17 protein-coding genes and 1 tRNA gene are annotated in these 16,824 nt (G+C 74.9%); 12 read left to right on the forward strand and 6 right to left on the reverse strand.

Features of this window, described 5'->3' with window-relative positions; genetic code table 11:
• The first annotated feature begins 236 nt into the window (after positions 1 to 236).
• The 9 genes from ACFWEG_RS16325 to ACFWEG_RS16365 all read left to right on the forward strand — a co-directional run bounded on the left by ACFWEG_RS16325 (position 237) and on the right by ACFWEG_RS16365 (position 6,562).
• Positions 237 to 2,087: a sensor histidine kinase gene (locus ACFWEG_RS16325; protein WP_387215135.1), complete on the forward strand. Its 1,851-nt coding sequence runs from the start codon at positions 237 to 239 to the stop codon at positions 2,085 to 2,087.
• A gap of 63 nt (positions 2,088 to 2,150) precedes the next feature.
• On the forward strand, positions 2,151 to 2,588 hold the full coding sequence (locus ACFWEG_RS16330) for a roadblock/LC7 domain-containing protein (RefSeq protein WP_387215138.1): 438 nt from the start codon (positions 2,151 to 2,153) through the stop codon (positions 2,586 to 2,588).
• Entirely contained in the window at positions 2,588 to 2,968 is a 381-nt protein-coding gene (locus tag ACFWEG_RS16335; RefSeq protein ID WP_387215141.1) for a DUF742 domain-containing protein, read from the forward strand. Before ACFWEG_RS16330 ends, ACFWEG_RS16335 begins: the two co-directional genes overlap by 1 nt.
• Entirely contained in the window at positions 2,946 to 3,551 is a 606-nt protein-coding gene (locus ACFWEG_RS16340) for an ATP/GTP-binding protein (protein ID WP_387215144.1), read from the forward strand. The genes ACFWEG_RS16335 and ACFWEG_RS16340 overlap by 23 nt, the downstream gene beginning before the upstream one ends.
• A 34-nt stretch (positions 3,552 to 3,585) precedes the next feature.
• Positions 3,586 to 4,140, forward strand: a complete 555-nt coding sequence (locus tag ACFWEG_RS16345; RefSeq protein WP_387215147.1) for a GAF domain-containing protein — start codon at positions 3,586 to 3,588, stop codon at positions 4,138 to 4,140.
• Positions 4,141 to 4,213: 73 nt separating this feature from the next.
• Positions 4,214 to 5,143, forward strand: a complete 930-nt coding sequence (locus tag ACFWEG_RS16350; RefSeq protein ID WP_387215150.1) for an alpha/beta fold hydrolase — start codon at positions 4,214 to 4,216, stop codon at positions 5,141 to 5,143.
• 173 nt (positions 5,144 to 5,316) lie between these two features.
• Positions 5,317 to 5,652 carry an MmcQ/YjbR family DNA-binding protein gene (locus tag ACFWEG_RS16355; protein ID WP_387215153.1) on the forward strand — a complete coding sequence of 112 codons (336 nt, stop codon included), beginning with the start codon at positions 5,317 to 5,319 and terminating at the stop codon, positions 5,650 to 5,652.
• A gap of 81 nt (positions 5,653 to 5,733) precedes the next feature.
• Positions 5,734 to 5,807, forward strand: a tRNA-Pro gene (locus ACFWEG_RS16360).
• Between the two features lie 170 nt (positions 5,808 to 5,977).
• On the forward strand, positions 5,978 to 6,562 hold the full coding sequence (locus ACFWEG_RS16365) for a TerD family protein (protein ID WP_387215156.1): 585 nt from the start codon (positions 5,978 to 5,980) through the stop codon (positions 6,560 to 6,562).
• A gap of 14 nt (positions 6,563 to 6,576) precedes the next feature.
• On the opposite strand, the gene rho is transcribed toward ACFWEG_RS16365, so the two are convergent.
• The 3 genes from rho to ACFWEG_RS16380 form a co-directional block, all read right to left on the reverse strand.
• Positions 6,577 to 7,722 (reverse strand): transcription termination factor Rho, encoded by a 1,146-nt coding sequence (gene rho / locus ACFWEG_RS16370; protein WP_387215159.1) that lies wholly within the window; start codon positions 7,720 to 7,722, stop codon positions 6,577 to 6,579.
• A gap of 442 nt (positions 7,723 to 8,164) precedes the next feature.
• Positions 8,165 to 9,490 carry a CAP domain-containing protein gene (locus ACFWEG_RS16375; RefSeq protein ID WP_387215161.1) on the reverse strand — a complete coding sequence of 442 codons (1,326 nt, stop codon included), beginning with the start codon at positions 9,488 to 9,490 and terminating at the stop codon, positions 8,165 to 8,167.
• A 141-nt stretch (positions 9,491 to 9,631) separates the two neighbouring features.
• Positions 9,632 to 10,108 carry a VOC family protein gene (locus ACFWEG_RS16380; RefSeq protein WP_387215164.1) on the reverse strand — a complete coding sequence of 159 codons (477 nt, stop codon included), beginning with the start codon at positions 10,106 to 10,108 and terminating at the stop codon, positions 9,632 to 9,634.
• Between the two features lie 119 nt (positions 10,109 to 10,227).
• On the opposite strand from ACFWEG_RS16380, the gene ACFWEG_RS16385 reads away from it, so the two are divergent.
• Positions 10,228 to 11,013, forward strand: a complete 786-nt coding sequence (locus tag ACFWEG_RS16385; protein ID WP_387215167.1) for an N-formylglutamate amidohydrolase — start codon at positions 10,228 to 10,230, stop codon at positions 11,011 to 11,013.
• Here ACFWEG_RS16385 and ACFWEG_RS16390 read toward each other — a convergent pair.
• Positions 11,001 to 11,654, reverse strand: a complete 654-nt coding sequence (locus ACFWEG_RS16390) for a GNAT family N-acetyltransferase (protein WP_387215170.1) — start codon at positions 11,652 to 11,654, stop codon at positions 11,001 to 11,003. The genes ACFWEG_RS16385 and ACFWEG_RS16390 overlap by 13 nt on opposite strands.
• 233 nt (positions 11,655 to 11,887) lie before the next feature.
• Here ACFWEG_RS16390 and ACFWEG_RS16395 point away from each other — a divergent pair, with 233 nt between their 5' ends.
• Positions 11,888 to 14,536 carry an ATP-binding protein gene (locus tag ACFWEG_RS16395; protein WP_387215173.1) on the forward strand — a complete coding sequence of 883 codons (2,649 nt, stop codon included), beginning with the start codon at positions 11,888 to 11,890 and terminating at the stop codon, positions 14,534 to 14,536.
• 104 nt (positions 14,537 to 14,640) lie between these two features.
• Here ACFWEG_RS16395 and ACFWEG_RS16400 read toward each other — a convergent pair whose 3' ends face one another.
• Both ACFWEG_RS16400 and ACFWEG_RS16405 read right to left on the reverse strand, forming a co-directional pair.
• Positions 14,641 to 14,835 (reverse strand): hypothetical protein, encoded by a 195-nt coding sequence (locus ACFWEG_RS16400; RefSeq protein ID WP_387215176.1) that lies wholly within the window; start codon positions 14,833 to 14,835, stop codon positions 14,641 to 14,643.
• Positions 14,836 to 15,139: 304 nt separating this feature from the next.
• A complete protein-coding gene (locus ACFWEG_RS16405) occupies positions 15,140 to 15,562 on the reverse strand; it encodes a DUF350 domain-containing protein (protein WP_387215179.1) in 423 nt (140 codons plus the stop codon).
• Between the two features lie 213 nt (positions 15,563 to 15,775).
• Between ACFWEG_RS16405 and ACFWEG_RS16410 the strand changes: the two genes are divergently transcribed.
• A complete protein-coding gene (locus tag ACFWEG_RS16410; RefSeq protein ID WP_387215182.1) occupies positions 15,776 to 16,783 on the forward strand; it encodes an LLM class F420-dependent oxidoreductase in 1,008 nt (335 codons plus the stop codon).
• Positions 16,784 to 16,824: the final 41 nt, after the last annotated feature.

Consider the following 16,824-nt stretch of genomic DNA (forward strand, 5'->3'; position numbering starts at 1 on the left):
CCCCCGACGCCGCACGGTCGGCGCACTCGTGTTCCGCCGATTCGCACAAAGGTCCGCCGCTTCATACCAGAGCGGGATGGCGGCCGCTGGAAAACGCCAACCCGGCATCACTCCCGGACACTTCACGACTACCGTGTGTGCCCGGTGATCGACGTGGGCCCGCATCACCCTTGCCACGCCTTGGCCGCGCCAAGGACCCGAAGCCGACCGTCGGGGCCCCCGTACCGAGGACGCTGATGTCTCATCTCCGCGCACCGGCCACGCGCGCAGACCGCCGCGAGGGCGGACGGCACGGAAGGGCGGGAGGCCGCGGCCACGCCGCCGTGCCCCCCGGCCGCGCCACCCCCGAGGCGAACATACGCGGTCAGTTACTGCGCATCGCCGTGCTCCCGGCCGTCGCCGTCGCCCTGTGCGGCACGGCCGCCGTGCTGTTCGCGCTCCGCTCCTCCGGCGCCCGGCCGAACCCCGCCCTGTGGGCGGTCATCGCCACCGCCGGCGTCGTCGCGCTGGCCGGGATCGCCGCCGCGTTCGTCGGTGCCGAACGCGCGGCGAAGTCCGTCCTCGACCGCTGCCACGGCCTGCGCCGCGCCAGCGCCCGCGGCCAGGCCGACCTGCGCGCACTGGTCGAGCAGCTGCGCCGGGGCGAGGAACCGCCCCCGCGCAAGGCCCCGCTGCTCACCCCCGGCGGCGACGCCTTCGACCTGCTCTCCGACGAGCTCGTCCGCGCCCACGACATGGCGTGCGCCGCCGTCGTGCAGGCCTCGCGGTTCACCGAAGGCCGCGGCAGCGACCAGAAGGTCGAGGTCTTCGTCAACCTCGCCCGCCGCCTGCAGTCCCTCGTCCACCGCGAGATCCAGATCCTCGACGAGCTGGAGAACGACGTCGAGGACCCCGACCTGCTCAAGGGGCTCTTCCAGGTCGACCACCTCTCCACCCGCATCCGCCGGCACGCCGAGAACCTCGCCGTCCTCGGCGGTGCGATGTCCCGGCGCCAGTGGTCCCGCCCGGTCACCCTGACCGAGGTCCTGCGCTCGGCCATCGCCGAGGTCGAGCAGTACTCCCGGGTCAAGCTCGTCCCGCCCATCGACGGCACCCTGCGCGGCCACGCCGTCGCCGACGTCATCCACCTCCTCGCCGAACTCGCCGAGAACGCGACCGTGTTCTCCGCCCCGCACACCCAGGTCCTGCTCCGCGTCCAGCCGGTGGCCGCCGGGCTCGCCGTCGAGGTCGAGGACCGCGGTCTCGGGATGCCGGTCACCGAGCAGAACAAGATGAACGCCCTGCTCTCCGGCCCCGACCAGGTCGACGTCGCCGGCCTGCTCCAGGACGGCCGCATCGGCCTGTACGTGGTCGCCGCGCTGGCCCGCCGGCACGGCATCAACGTACGCCTGCAGACCAACATCTACGGGGGCACGCAGGCCGTCCTCGTGCTGCCGCAGGAGCTGCTCGGCACCGGGGCCGCCGACGAGACCCCGGCCGCCGGGACCCGGACCGTGCCCGTCCCCCCGCGGCCCCGGCCGGTGGCGGCGACCAACGGGAGGTCGGCGCAGCACCTGCATCCGGTGGGGGCGGCGGGGCCGGCCGCCACGGCCGCCGCCGCGCCGGCGGACGACCCGCTGACCGGGCCGCTCCCGACCGCTCCCGTCACCCCGGCCGCTCCCGTCGTCCCCCTCCCCGGCCCGGCGGCCCCCGCCGCTCCCGCGCCCGCCGCCGCCGGCGCCGCGCCGCTACCGTCCCGCTCCGAGCGCGCCCAGCGGCCCACCCCGGCCGCCGCCGTCCCCGGCGCGGGCGTGCCCGCCTCCTTCCGGCCCGACCTGCCGGTCCTGCCGCTCGCCCCGCGCACGGGCGGCGGCGAACCGGCCGCGCCGGCCGCCCATGACCCCGCCGACCGGCCCCGGCTGCCCCGGCGGCGGGCCCAGCAGCACCTCGTCCCCCAACTGCGGGAGGCCCCGCCCGAGCGGACCGCGAGCGAGCAGCCGGCCGGCCACGACCCCGGGCTGATGGCCGCCTTCCAGCGCGGCATAGGCCTGGCCGAGGCGGCGAGCGCGCTCGACGCCGAACCCGAGCGGCCCGCCCCCGCGAGCTGACCGCCCCGGTGCACCACCCCCTTCCGTCCGTCCGCCGCTACCCCCGCAAGGAGTCGATCGACCATGTCGAGCGATACGCCGACCACGGCACAGGTGTCCGACCTCGACTGGCTGTTGAGCGGTCTGGTCCAGCGCGTCCCCTGCACGCGCAGCGCCGTGCTGCTCTCCAACGACGGACTGGTCAAGTCCGTGCACGGCCTGGACGTCGACAGCGCCGACCACATGGCCGCGCTCGCCTCCGGCCTCTACTCGCTCGGCCGCAGCGCCGGCATGCGCTTCGGCGACGGCGGCGAGGTCCGTCAGGTCGTCGTCGAACTCGACACCGCCCTCCTCTTCGTCTCCACCGCCGCCTCCGGCAGCTGCCTCGCCGTCCTCGCCGGCCGGGAGGCGGACGCGGCCGTCCTCGGCTACGAGATGGCCATGCTCGTCAAGAGCGTCCGGCCCTACCTGGTCACGCCCGCCCGGCAGGCCCCCCGGGCGTCCGCCGTCCCGAGGCCGTGATGGTGGGGGCCCCGCCGGAAGGGCCGTGGCTCGACGACCAGGCCGGCCGGCTGATCCGCCCGTACACGGTGAGCAACGGCCGCACCCGGCCCAGTGCCGTGCTCGACCTGCTGACGCTCGTCCGGCCCACGGGCGTCGTCCCCGAGGGCCACATCGGCCCCGAGCACTCGGCCGCGCTCGACCTGTGCGCGGCCCCGACCTCGGTCGCGGAGATCGCCGCACATCTGCGGCTGCCCGCGGTCGTCACCAAGGTGCTCCTGTCCGACCTCGTCGACTGCGGGGCGCTCACGGCCCAGCCGCCCCGCTTCCACGACGCCGACAACCCGACCGACGTGTCCCTTCTGGAGGCAGTGCTCGATGGCTTACGACGACGGCTCTGACCTTTTCCCCACCGCCCTGAAGATCCTCGTCGCCGGCGGGTTCGGGGTCGGCAAGACCACCTTCGTCGGCGCGGTCAGCGAGATCGCGCCGCTCAACACCGAGGAGCTGCTCACCGAGGCGAGCGAGGGCACCGACGACCTCGCGGGCGTCGAGGCGAAGACCACGACCACGGTCGCCCTCGACTTCGGCCGGATCACCCTCGACTCCGAGCACGTGCTCTACCTCTTCGGCACGCCCGGCCAGGAGCGCTTCTGGTTCATGTGGGACGAGCTGTCCGAGGGGGCGCTCGGCGCGGTCGTCCTCGCCGACACCCGGCGGCTCGCCGACTGCTTCTCCGCCGTCGACTTCTTCGAGCAGCGCGGCATCGGCTTCGTCATCGCCGTCAACGAGTTCGACGGCGCGCACCGGTACGGGCCCGAGGAGGTCCGCAACGCGCTCGACCTGACCTCGGACGTCCCCGTCGTCATGTGCGACGCCCGGCTCGCCCACTCCGGCATCCGCACCCTGGTCACCCTGGTCGGGCACCTGATCGCCACCATGCCCGACCCCGCGGCCGACGCGGGCCGCGGGGCGCTGACCTGACCGACCCGACCGCCCCTTCGCTACGGAGCCCGCCATGGTCTACGACCCGATCGGCCACTTCCTGGTCACCCCCGTCGACCCCGAGGCGGCCGCGCGCGGCCGGCGGCTGCGCGAACTCGGCCTCGGCGGCGGGGCCGACGCGGACCTCGACCACCTGGCCCGCGTGCTCGCCGAGCTGACCCAGTCGCCGTACGCCATGGTCACGTTCCTCGACGAGGGCCACCAGTACCGCGCCGGGCTCCACACCCCCGCCGACACCCTCCTCGACGCGCGCCCGCTGCGCGCCGCCGCCCGCGTCCTGGCCCGCGACCACGGCTTCTGCCCGCACGTCGTCGCCCGCCGCAGGGCGCTCGTCCTGCAGGACGTCCGCGACTTCCCGCGGTTCGCGGGCAACCCGCTCGTCGACGAGTCCGGCATCCGCTCCTACCTCGGCGCGCCGATCCTGGACCGGACCGGGCTCGCCCTCGGCGCGATCGCCGCGGCGGACGTGCGGCCGCGGACCTGGGGGCGGGCGGGGCTCGACACGGTCAAGGCGATGGCCGCGGAGCTGACCGAGCGGTTCCTGCACCGGTCGGGCGACGTGCTCTGAAACCTGGTGTGAGGGGCGGGGGACGGGGGAGGGGCACTCAAGGACGCGCACCCACCCGATCCGGAGGACCGCCATGACCGACGCCCAGGGCCCGCAGCAGGGGCTGACCACCGCCGCCGACGGCCTCCAGGTCGCCACGTACACCTGGCTGCCCGCCGACGGCCGGCCGCGCGCCCTCGTCCAGATCGCCCACGGGGCCGCCGAACACGGCCTGCGCTACGACCGGTTCGCCCGCCACCTCACCGCGCACGGCTACGGCGTCATCGCCTCCGACCACCGCGGGCACGGCGCGACGGCGGCCGGCACGGGCGGCCTCGGCGTCGCGGGCGACGACGGCTGGCGGGCGACGGTCGCCGACCTCGACCGGGTCGGCGAGCAGGCCCGCGCGCTGTACCCCGGCGCGCCCGTCGTCCTGCTCGGCCACAGCCTCGGCTCGATGCTCGCCCGCGACTACGCCCAGGAGTACCCCGACGCGCTCGCCGCCGTCATCCTCTCCGGCACCTTCCGCTCGCTGCCGGGCGTCGACCTCGACGCTTCGATCGCGCGCCTGGAGGCGGAGATCGCCGAGCACGGGCGCGACCACGTCTCGTCGTTCGTCCCCGAGGCGTTCGCGGGCTTCAACGACGCGTTCGAGCGGCGGACCGGCTTCGAGTGGCTCTCGCGCGACGAGGCGGAGGTCGACGCGTACGTCGCCGACGAGCGCTGCGGGTTCCCGTTCAGCGCCGGGCTCACGCTCGACTGGCTGCACGCCATCCGCAGGATCAACGACCCGGGCAACCTCGCCCGGATCCCCGCCGACCTGCCCTTCCACCTGGCCGTCGGCTCCGACGACCCCTGCCACGACGGGCTCACCCAGCTGCACGCGCTGCTGGAGGACCTGCGCGGGGTCGAGGACCTCAGCTCGAAGGTGTACGACGGGGCGCGGCACGAGATCCTCAACGAGACGAACCGGGGCGAGGTGCAGGACGACCTGACGTCGTGGCTGGACAAGCACGTGGTGTGACGCGGGCCGGTCGGCCCGTGCGCGGCGGCCGCTGCGGGGTGGCAGGTGGGCGGCGGCGGTTGGGCGGCGGCGGGTGGGCGTCGGCCCTCGACCGGAGCCGGGTGCGGACCGGTTGTCGGACCCGCCCGCTACGCTGGCGCGACGAACCGCCGCGCCGGAGGAGACGCCCCGCGATGACCCCGCTGACCTCGGACGACGTCCGCACGATCGCGCTCGCCCTGCCGGAGACGACCGAGAAGGTCGCCTGGTCGATGCCGACGTTCCGGGTCGCGGGGAAGATGTTCGTCACCGTGCCCGACGACGAGACGTCCTTCGCCGTCCGCTGCCCCAAGGTCGAGCGCGACGAACTCGTCCTCGCCGAGCCGGCCAAGTTCTGGGTCGCCGCCCACGAGGCCGGCTCCGCCTGGGTCCGCGTCCGCCTCGCCGCGCTCGACGACGCCGACGAGCTCCGGGACATCCTCACCGACTCCTGGCGCCAGGCCGCCCCGCCCCGCCTCCTGGAGCCGTAAAGCCGTGAGCGCCCACCCCCTCGCGTGGGGTATGGTTTTCCTGCACGAACGGCCGGGGGAAACCCCAGGTCAGCCGGGCACCGGGACGTGGCGCAGCTTGGTAGCGCACTTGACTGGGGGTCAAGGGGTCGCAGGTTCAAATCCTGTCGTCCCGACAGCGATGTCGGTTTCACGAGGGGCCATCTCCGGATGGCCCCTTTCGCATGCGCGGAGGCGGTCCGGGACACGGCACGCGGTGAGGGAGCGGCGGGAACTCGCGGGGGCGGCGGAGAGTTCAGACCGTGCGGGGCCCGCGCAGGCCGTCACGACTACCGGAGGACCAGGGATGATCACGCTCACGAAGGAAGACGGACCGGCGGATCTGGACGGGGTGACGCATCTGTCGATCGGGGTCGCCTGGGATGCCACGGTCGGGAGCAGTGGCGGGCTGATGGGGAAGCTGCGGCAGAAGACGGGGACGGACCTTGACCTGATCGCGATCGCGATGCAGGGCGAGGACCCGGTGCGGCTCGCGGGCCTCGACTCGCTGGACCCGCTGGGGAACGGCTCGCTGCTGCACAGCGGGGACAACCAGACGGGGCACGGGGACGGGGACGACGAGACGGTCACCGTCGACTTCGCGAAGATCCCGCCGAACATCACCTCGCTCGTCTTCGTCGCCGCCGCGTACAAGAAGCGCAGCTCGTTCCAGAACGCGCGGAACATCTCGTTCAAGGTCTACGACGCGACCGGCGGCTCCACCCAGCAGGTCGCCGAGATCTGGCCGTCCATGCTCACCAGCGACAACGGCTGCGCGGTCGCCAAGGCGATGCGCGTCGGGCAGGTCTGGAAGCTCCAGGTCATCAACGAGACCGGCAAGATCAAGCAGGGCGACCAGCTGGCCCTGATGCGGTTCGCGGTCAGCAAGTAGCCCGGGCGGCGCGCTCACGCGCCGGGCACGGTGGCGCTGATCTGCCGGAGGAACGCGGCGTTGTCCGGCGTCCGCCGCAGGCGGTCGATCACGGCGGCCGGGGTGACCTGACCGCCGCGGGCCCGCAGCGCCCGGCGCAGTCCGCGCGCCGCGGCGGACTCGGCCGGGGTGAGCAGGAGTTCCTCGCGGCGCGTGCCGGAGGGGGTGATGTCGACCGCCGGGAAGACCCGGCGGTCGGCGAGCGCGCGGTCCAGGCGCAGCTCCATGTTGCCGGTGCCCTTCAGCTCCTCGAAGAAGAAGTCGTCCGCGCGGGATCCGGTGTCCACGAGCGCGGTGGCGAGGATCGTCAGCGACCCGCCCTCCTCGGTGAGCCGGGCGGCCCCGAACAGGCGCTTCGGCCCGGCGAGGGCGGCGGCGTCCACCCCGCCGCTCAGGGTGCGGCCGCCGGCCGACGCGGCGTTGTTGTGCGCGCGGCACAGCCGGGTCAGCGAGTCGAGCAGGACCACGACGTCCTGGCCCTGCTCGACCAGCCGCTTGGCCCGCTCCACGGCGAGTTCGGCCAGTGCGATGTGCTCCTTCGCCGGGCGGTCGAACGTCGAGGAGAGGACATCGCCGCGGACCGAGCGGCGCATGTCGGTGACCTCCTCGGGGCGTTCGTCGAGCAGGACGACCATCAGGTGGCACTCCGGATGGTTCGTCGCGACGGCCGCGGCGAGCTGCTGGAGCAGTACCGTCTTGCCGGTCCTCGGCGGGGCGACGATCAGGCCGCGCTGGCCCTTGCCGATGGGGGCGACGAGGTCGACGACCCTCGCGCCGAGCCCGCCGGCGGGGCTTTCCAGGCGGAGCCGCGTCCGAGGGTGCAGGGGGGTCAGTTCTCCGAAGGCCGGTCGCGGGGTGTGCGGGGCGCGGCCGTTCACCCGCTCGACCTGCCCCAGGGTGCGCGCCTTCCCGCAGGTGCCCTCGACCAGGTCGCCCTTGCGGAGGGCGTGGCGGCGGACGAGGGGAGCGGGGACGTGGATGTCGTCGGGGGACGGCCGGTAGCCGCGGACACGGAGCATGCCGCTGCCGTCCCGGCCGGTGAGGTCGAGGACGCCGGTGGCGGGGACGGGGTGCGGTGGCTCGGTTGCGGAGCGTGGGGTGTCGAGGATGGTGCTGGTCATGAGGGGTCCTTTCGCGGACATGGCGAGGATCGGCACCGGAGGCGTCACGGTGCGACGGGGGAGACCGCCGGAGGCGGTGCGGGGAAGGCGGACGCGGGCCGGAAGGGCGTCGGCGTCGGGGTGGAACGAGGGGGCATCTGCGCCGGAGCGGCGACTTAGATGGATGCGCTGGCACCGTAGCACGGCTGCACGGCCCGTGGGCAGCCCCGGCCTGGGCGGAGCCCGGTGTGCGCGGCGGAGTCGCGAGGTGCCCCTGCGGGGCGGGGTGCCGACGGTGGTGCGGGGTGCGGTGGCTTGCGCTGGGCACGGCCGGTGGTGCGGCGTGATGCGGCCCTGCCTGGAGCGGGTGGGTCGGTGTGGGCAGGCGGTGTCGCGCGGCGTGGACGCGGCACCGTTGCCCACGGTCGGGTGCGTACGTGCCGCGGATCGGGCCGTCGCGTCGTCAGCCGGTCGCGCCGAAGAGCTGGGTCCAGTAGGTGCCGGCGCGGCCGCCGCCGGAGAAGCCGGTGCCGATGTGGGTGAAGTCGGGGCGGAGGATGTTGGCGCGGTGGCCGGGGGAGTTCATCCAGCCGCGGACGACGTCCGCGGCCGTGCGCTGCCCGCAGGCGATGTTCTCGCCGATCCCGCGGTGCGTGGCGCCCGCCGCGACGGCGCGGTCCCTGGGCTCCAGGCCCTCGGGCGAGGTGTGCGAGTAGAAGTCGCGGGCGGCCATGTCCGTGCTGTACGCCTGCGCGGCCGTGGCGAGCCGCGGATCCGCGGCGAGCGGCCGCAGCCCCGCGGAGGCGCGCTCCGCGTTGGTGAGCGTGACGACCTCCGCCGTGGTGCGGGCGAGCCCGTCCGGCGTGAGCGGCCGCGCCCACAGCGCCGTCCAGTAGATCTCGCCGCTGCGGTCGTCCGTCGCGTGCCCCACGCCCGCGTCGGTGAGCGAGGGATCACGCAGCGGACGCCGGGCGCGCGCGTCGTCCAGGCAGTGGTCGACCAGGTCGCCGGGGGTGCGCGGCCCGGAGACCAGGTGCTCGGCGATGGTGAGGTAGGTGTAGCCGCCCGCGGTGACCCGCTGGTACACGGACATCCCGTCGGGGTCCTCGACGCTGAGCCGCCCCTGCCGCGCCATGTTCGCCGCGTGCGTCCGCGCGGCCGCCCCCAGCCGGGGGTCCTCCCGCAGCGGCGGGATCCCGGCCCGCGCCCGGTCGGCGTTGACGAGCCGGAGGAAGCCGCCGTCCTCCGCGACGAGCGTCGGCGCGTGCGGTGCGGGCTGCGGGCGGCCGCCGGCCGCCTCCTCGCCGTCCACGAGGTCCACCCCGAAGTCCCGCGCGACCCCCGCGAGCCCGTCGGCGTACCCCTGGCCGAGGGCGCGCACCTTCCAGCCGCCGCCGCGCCGGTAGACCTCCGCGAGCAGCAGCACCGTCTCGTCCGTCGGACGGGGCGGGGTGAAGCGCGCCAGGACCGTGCGGTCCGCGCCGGTCAGGGTGAGGGTCGGGACGGGCAGCGACCCGAGCGGGACGCCGTCCTCCTCCGGGCTGACGACCAGGGTGACGCGGGTCGCCCCGGAGCGCAGCTTCGCCGGGTCGACGACGACCGAGCCGGTGCCCGGGGTCAGCCGGGCCCCCGGCGCGACCGGCTGGTTGTAGAAGACGAAGTCGGCGTCGTCCGCGACCTTGCGGCCGTCGTCCGTGATCAGCACGGACAGGTCGAACGGGCCGACGACCGCGAGGGTCAGCACCCCTTCGGGCAGGGCCCGGTTGCCCCCGGCTGCGAGCTCGATCATCCGCACCACCCGTCCGCGCCCCCGGACCGATGCGGCCCTCGTACCACCCGTCACCTTCAGAACGCCGTTCGGCGGGGCAACGGTTCCCTCGGCGGCCATTGTGGTGCGCCGGGCCGCGGCCGGAAAGACGGGGGTCGCGGTTCAGCCCCTCGCCGCGTCCTCCAGCGCCCGGATGTCGAGCTTCTTCATGCCCAGCATGGCCCGCATGACCCGCCCGGAGGCCTCCGGGTCCGGCGAGCGGAGCAGCTCCTCCAGGACCCGCGGCACGATCTGCCAGGACAGCCCATACCGGTCCTGGACCCAGCCGCACGCGCTGTCCTGCCCGCCGCCGCCCGTGCCGAGCGCGTCCCAGAGCCGGTCGACCTCCTGCTGGGAGCCGCAGTCCACGGACAGCGAGATCGCCTCGGTGAAGTGGAAGACCGGCCCGCCGTTGAGCGCGGTGTACCGCTGGCCGGCCAGCTCGAACGCCACGATCATGACGGAGCCGGGCCGCCCCGGCCCCTCCTCGCCGTACCGCTGGACCTCCAGGACGCGGGAGTCGGGGAACAGCGAGACGTAGAACTCCGCGGCCTCCTCGGCCTGGTCGTCGAACCAGAGCGATGTAGTGATCTTCTGCATGGTCGCCTCCGGGGTCACGGGTCCGCGGGTGCGGGCCTCAGGGGATTGACCGTCCTGCCCGCCGGAACTCATCGCTGCGCGGGGACCCTTTCCATGGTGCTGCGGCTAGCGTGATCCGCATGTCGTACGAGCTGATCCCGGGCGCGCCCGGCTCCCCGGTGCTGCTGCACGTCCCGCACGGCGCGCGGGACATCCCCCGCGACGTCCGCGCGGAGCTGCTGCCCGACGACCGGGCGCTGGGCCGCGAACTCGACCACATCACCGACGCGCACACGCCGGAGATCGCCGGACGGGCGGCCGCCCGCGCCCCCGTCCGGCCCTGGCGGTTCGTGAACCGGCTCTCGCGCCTGGTGGTCGACCCCGAGCGCTTCCCCGACGAGCGCGAGGAGATGCTCGCGGCCGGCATGGGCGCGGTCTACACCCGCACCACCCACCGCGAGCCGCTGCGGCCCGAACCCTTCCCCGGCACGTCCGCGCTGGTCGGAACGTACTTCGAGCCGTACGCGGAGGCCGTGGCGCGGGCCGTCGACGAGCGGCTGGCGGCCTGCGGCCGGGCCGTGGTCCTCGACGTCCACTCCTACCCCACCCGGCCGCTGCCCTACGAGCTGCACGGGACGGGGGAGCGGCCGCCGGTCTGCCTGGGGACGGACGCCTTCCACACGCCCGACGCGCTGGTGCGCCAGGCGCGCGACGCCTTCGACGGGCTCGGCGGGACGGCGCTCGACACGCCGTTCGCCGGTACGTACGTACCGCTGCGGCACCACCGCCGCGACCCGCGGGTGCAGGCGCTGATGATCGAGATCCGGCGGGACGTCTACATGGCCGAACCCGGCGGCGACCCGACCGCCGGACTCGACGCCGTCGCCGCCGCCCTCGCCGGGCTGGTGGCCGCTCAGACGCCCTGACGGCCGTCGTCGGCCGACAGGTCGTACACCATCCGCAGGCCCCACTCCTCCCGGCCGTGCTCGGTGAACCCGATCCGCCGGTAGAACGCCTGTGCATCGGTGTTGGCACCGCCGACCCCCAACTGAACGCCGGGGACGCCCCGTTCGCGCAGCGCGGCGAACAGTGTCGCCAGCAGCCGGCGGCCCAGACCGGCGCCCTGGCCGCGCGGCAGGATGTCGATGTGCAGATGGGCGGGGTAGCGGTCGAGCGGGGCCCCGCCGCTCGGGTGCGGGCGGTGGAACGCCGACACCGTCCGCCAGTCGTCCGTGCCGTCCCCCGGATCCTTCGCCAGCTCCGCGGGGTAGCGCAGCCGCAGCCCCGGCCACCAGTGCTCCTCCAGCCACGCGTCGAAGGCGGCGGTGTCGGCGGTGGCGACGACGTAGCCGAGCAGACCCTGTTCGTCGGCGACGACGAAGGACAGCGCGGGGTCGGCCGCCGGGTACGGGCCGAGGTACAGATGGCCGAGCACGTCCGGGTCCCGGTACTTCGCGGTGGCGTCCCGCCCCACGTCGCCCGTCAGCAGGCAGATCCGGTACATGCCGGGCAGGTCGGACGGGTGGTACGGACGTATCGCTGCGCCGCCGGCGCCGAGGTCGGTCATGGCGGCAGGGTACGGGAGCACCCGGGGGCCCCGGCCAGGCATTCCCCGCCGGCCGATCCCGACGAGCAGGGCACGACGCGCCGGCCGCCGTCGGCCGACCGGCCCCGCGCGGCTTCGGCGACCTGCTCGAGGATCGCGTCGCCGACGTCGGAGTAAGGGCCGGCCCCGAGATCCGGACCCCGCCTTGCCGAATCTGCTGAACCCCGCACGTCAGCGGAGATAGCCTCGTCCGTATGGGGCACGAACTGCGCGAGCGCGAGCGGGAGATGCAGGCGGCACAGGCCGCGGTGGACCTGGTGTGCGGGCCCTCCGCGCGCGGCGGGCTGCTCATCTACAGCGGGGCCGCCGGGCTCGGCAAGACGACGCTGCTGAACGAGGTGCACGGCCTGGCCGCCCCGCGCGCCACCGTGCTGCGCGCCAGGGGCAGCGCGGTCGCGGCCGGGGCGCCCTTCGACGTGGTCCGCCAGCTGCTGCGGCCCGCGCTCACCGGGCGGCCGCCGGGGCGCACCCGCGAGCTGTTCGGGAGCTGGTACGGGATCGCCGGCCCCGCCCTGGGCCTGGCGGCGCCCCGCGGACCGCACGCCGACCCCCGCGGCGTCAACGACGGCATCGACCACGTCTTCACGCAACTGGCGCGCGGCGAAGGCCCGTTGGTCGTGCTGATCGACGACGCGCACGGGGCCGACACCGAGTCCCTGGACTGGCTCGCCGCGTTCGCCCCGCAGATCGAGCAGGCGAAGCTCCCGCTGCTCGTCGTCCTCGTCTACCGCCCCGAGGAGGCCGCCGACCCCGGGCAGGTGCTGCGCGGCCTCACGCTCTCCGCGTCCGCCCGGCCGGTGGGGCTGGTCCGCCTGAGCCCCGAGGCGGTCACCGAGATGGTGCGCTCCACCCTCGGGGAGGACGCCGACGACGCCTTCTGCACGGCGGTCTTCGACGTCACCAGCGGGAATCCCTACGAGACGGTCGAGCTCCTCGCCGAGGCCCGCGGGGTGGGCCTCCGGCCCCACGGCTCCTCCGCCGACCGCCTCGAAGCCCTCGGAGCCGCCGCCCACGGCAGCGGACTGATCCCGCGCATCACCCAACTGGGCCCGCACGCCATGCACTTCGCGCAGGCCGCCGCGATCCTCGACATCGACATGACCGAGGACCTGGTCGCCAAGCTGGCCACCCTCAACGCCACCGAGACCGCCTCCTGCGTGAAGCAGCTGCGGGAGGCGCGCATCCTCGGGTCCGGCCCCGACCTGGAGTTCTTCCACCCCCTGATCGCCACCGCCGTCTACCGGTCCATGTCCGACGCCGTGCGCACCGCCATGCACGGCACCGCCGCCACCCTGCTCGCCCAGGAGGGCCGCGGGGCCGCCGCCGTCGCCCGGCACCTCATCGTCGTCCACCCCGACGGCGACCCCGACCTCGTCCGCCAGCTCCGCGAGGCCGCCCGGCACCACCTCGCCGTCGGCGCCCCGGACGCCGCCCGCCGCTGCCTCAAGCGCGCCCTCACCGAACCGCCGCTGCCCGGCGACCGCGCGGGCGTGCTCTTCGAGCTCGGCTGCGCCACGCTGCTGACCTCGCCGGGATCCAGCGTCGCCAAGCTGAGCGAGGCGCTCTCCCTCGACGGGCTGCCCGACGGCCTCCGGATCGACGCCGCGCACCGCCTCGCGCAGGCGCTCGCCCACAACAACCAGCTGGAGGAGGCCGCGGAGGCCGCCGCCCGCGCCGCCGCCGAGGCCCCGCCGGGCACCGGGCGGACCCGGCTCGAAGCCGCCCACTTCCTCTACGAGATGTGCCAGTTCACCGAGACCGACGGCCCCGCCCGCGCCCGCCGCCTCGCGGAGCGCGCCGACGGCCTGCCCGGCGACGACAACGCCGAGCGCTCGCTGCTCGTCCTGCGCGCCTTCGACGCGATGCTCCGCGGCGAGAGCGCGGAACTCGTCGGCGACCTCTGCGATCGGGCCGTCGTGGACGGCCGGCTGGCCCCCGGCCTCGGCTGGACCGACACCGACTGGGGCATGGAGATCCCGCTCGTCCTCGGCGCCACCTACGCCTACATCGACCGGATCGACCGGGCCGAGGCCCTGTTCGACGACGCCCTGCGCACCTACGAGATCTCCGGCTGGAGCGGCTGGCACCTCGCCTTCGCCCACGCCTTCTACGGCATGGCCCAGCACCGCAAGGGCCGGCTGGCGGCGGCCGAGGAGTACCTGCGCGAGAGCCTGCGGCTCGCCGACCGGCTCGGCCGCGGCCTGCCCCTGCACTGGAACACCACCTGCCTGCTCGTCGACACCCTGCTCGCCCGGGGCAAGGTCGCCGAGGCCGAACAGCTCGCCGAGGACTACGAGTTCGGCCCGCCGTACCCCAGCGGCCTGATCCTCCCCGACGGGCCGAGCGTGAGAGGCCGCCTGATGCTGGCCAAGGGGCAGACGGCCGAGGCCGTGGAGCAGTTGGCGACGGCGGGCCGCTGGCTGGCCGAGCGCGGAAGGGACAACCCCATCTGGGGCCCGTGGATCCAGGACCTGGTCCCGGTGATCGCCGCCGACGAGCCCGAGCGCGCGGCGGAGCTGGTCGCGACGGTCCGGGAGCGCGCGGAGCGGTTCGGGACGCCGACGGCGCTCGCCGAGGCGCTGATGTGCGCGGCGGTGGTCGCGGGCCCCGAGGAGGCCGCCGACCTCCTCGACCAGGCCGTCGACCACCTGACCGGCTCACTCTGCCGCCACACGCTCGCCCGGGCCCTGGTCGCCCACGGCGAGGCCCTCCTCGCCACCGGCGAACGCGACCGCGCGCTGGACCGCCTGCGCCGCGGCGCGGACCTCGCGGCCGACTGCAGCGCGGACGCCCTCGCGGCACGCGCGCGCGGACGCGCGGCGGAAGCGGGCGGGACGGTGTAGGGGGTACGGGCCGCCGCGCGACGGCGCGGTCGTCACTGCGGCCGGGGAACGGCAGGCGGCTGTCGGTGCGTGCGGCGCTCGGTACGGGCGGCTTCCGCCGAACCTCAGGCGGCCGTCGCGGGGGCGATGGAGCGCGTCGAGACGCGGGTCGCCTCGGCCCACTCGGTCACCAGGCGCTCGTACTCCTTGCGCTGCTCGGGCGTGAGGACGCCGCCCGCACGGGTCCAGAGCGCGCGGATCTCACCGTTGACGACTTCGGCGGAGCGCACGGCGGTCAGGGGTGATGGAGTTGCGGGCATGGTGTGAAGTTTAGGCCTTCGGGCCGACCATGTGTTCCCCTCCATCGCGCGTTCGTCGCGATCAGTAGCCGGAGCGGTGCGGCCCGTAGTCGCCGCGGAACAGCCGTCGGACGCGCCGAGCCGCAGGTCGGTGGGGGAGCGGCGCCCTTCGGGGCGGCCGGGGGAGGAGTCGCCTAGGCGGCGTGAGGGGGCCGTGCGGGCGACCAAGGTCACACCGGCGAACGGCCGCCGCGGGGGCGGGAACCGGCCTCCGGGCCGATTTCCGCCCCCTGTCCTCGGGCGCGCGGGTGAGCGCGGCGGCGCGTCAGGCGATCGACGCCGACACGATCGCCGCCACTGCCAGATTGCACGACGCCGTCACCCACACGGCCGGGTGCGGCTCCGGCTCGACCAGGATCGCGCCGAGCTTGCCCGGGGTGAGCAGGTCCACGAGCCAGAACGCCACCGCCATCATGACCAGGCCCAGCAGCCCGAACACGACCGTGGACACCAGCCCCTTGCCGAACTCGTCGTACGTCGTCCAGATCGCCGTGAAGACGATCGCCCCGACGCCGAGCAGCGCCGAACTCACCAGCAGCGCCGCGTTCCGGTTGCGGTCGCGCCAGATCTGGTCGCCGAGCTTGCCCGGCGTCAGCGCGTCGACGAGGAATATGCCGAGGATCAGCAGTACGACGCCGATGGCGCCGTACGCGCTCGCGCGGCCAAGTCCGTTGACGATGTCGTCCATTGGGGGTCCGTCTCCGCTCGGTGAGGTGGTGGGTGCAGTTGATCAAGGGTCAAGGGTGCGCAAAATCTACCGCACGCCCCGCGCGGTGACGGCGGGACCTGCGCACCCGTCACGCCCGCCCGCCCGACTCGCGCGCCCCAGAGGCCGGGACCATGCTGGAACGGCGGTCGCACGACCCGGTTTCCACCACTTCGAGCAGGGGACCCGACACGCATGACCTCCACGAACAGCAGCGGACCCGCCCCCGGCGGGACCCGCATCGGCTACACGATGATGACCGAGCAGGCCGGCCCCAAGGACCTCGTCGCCCACGTCGTGCACGCGGAGGAGGCCGGGTACGACTTCTCCGTCACCTCCGACCACTACTTCCCCTGGCTCGCCGAGCAGGGGCACGCGCCCTACGCCTGGAGCGTCCTGGGCGCCGCCGCCCAGGCCACCTCCCGCATCCCGCTGATGACGTACGTGACCTGCCCGACAACGCGCTACCACCCCGCGGTGATCGCGCAGAAGGCCGCGACGATGCAGCTGCTGTCCGACGGCCGCTTCCGGCTCGGACTCGGCTCGGGCGAGAACCTCAACGAGCACGTGGTGGGCGGCGGTTGGCCCAACGCCGGGGTGCGCCTGGAGATGTTCGAGGAGGCGGTCGAGATCATCCGCGGCCTCTTCGGCGGCGGTTACCTCGACCACCACGGCACCCACTACGACGTGGAGTCGGCCAAGCTCTGGGACCTCCCCGACACCCTCCCGCCGATCGGCGTCGCGGTCTCGGGCCCGCGCTCCTGCGCGATCGCCGGCCGGCTCGCCGACCTCGTCATCGCGACCGAGCCCAAGGCCGAACTCCTCGACGCCTTCGACCGCGAGGGCGGCGCGGGCAAGCCGCGCGTCGGCCAGCTGCCGGTCTGCTTCGACCGGGACCGCGAGGCCGCCGTGCGCCGCGCCCACGAGCAGTTCCGCTGGTCGCAGGGCGGCTGGCCGGTCAACGCCAACCTGCCGAACCCGGCCGCGTTCGACGCCGCCACGCAGTCCGTGCGCCCCGAGGACATGGCCGAGGCCGTACCGTGCGGCGACGACCCCGAGGCCTTCGTCGAGGCCGTGCGCCCGTACGTCGAGGCCGGGTTCACCGAGGTCGCGCTCGTGCAGATCGGCGGGGACACCCAGCACGCGTTCCTCGACTGGTCGGAGAAGACCCTGCTGCCCGCGCTGCGGGGCGCGTTCGGCTGAGCGGCCGCACGACGGGCCGCCGCCCTCGCGGAGCGCGGCGG

Source organism: Streptomyces sp. NPDC060194, assembly GCF_042728285.1.
In the GTDB taxonomy this organism is placed as follows: domain Bacteria; phylum Actinomycetota; class Actinomycetes; order Streptomycetales; family Streptomycetaceae; genus Streptomyces.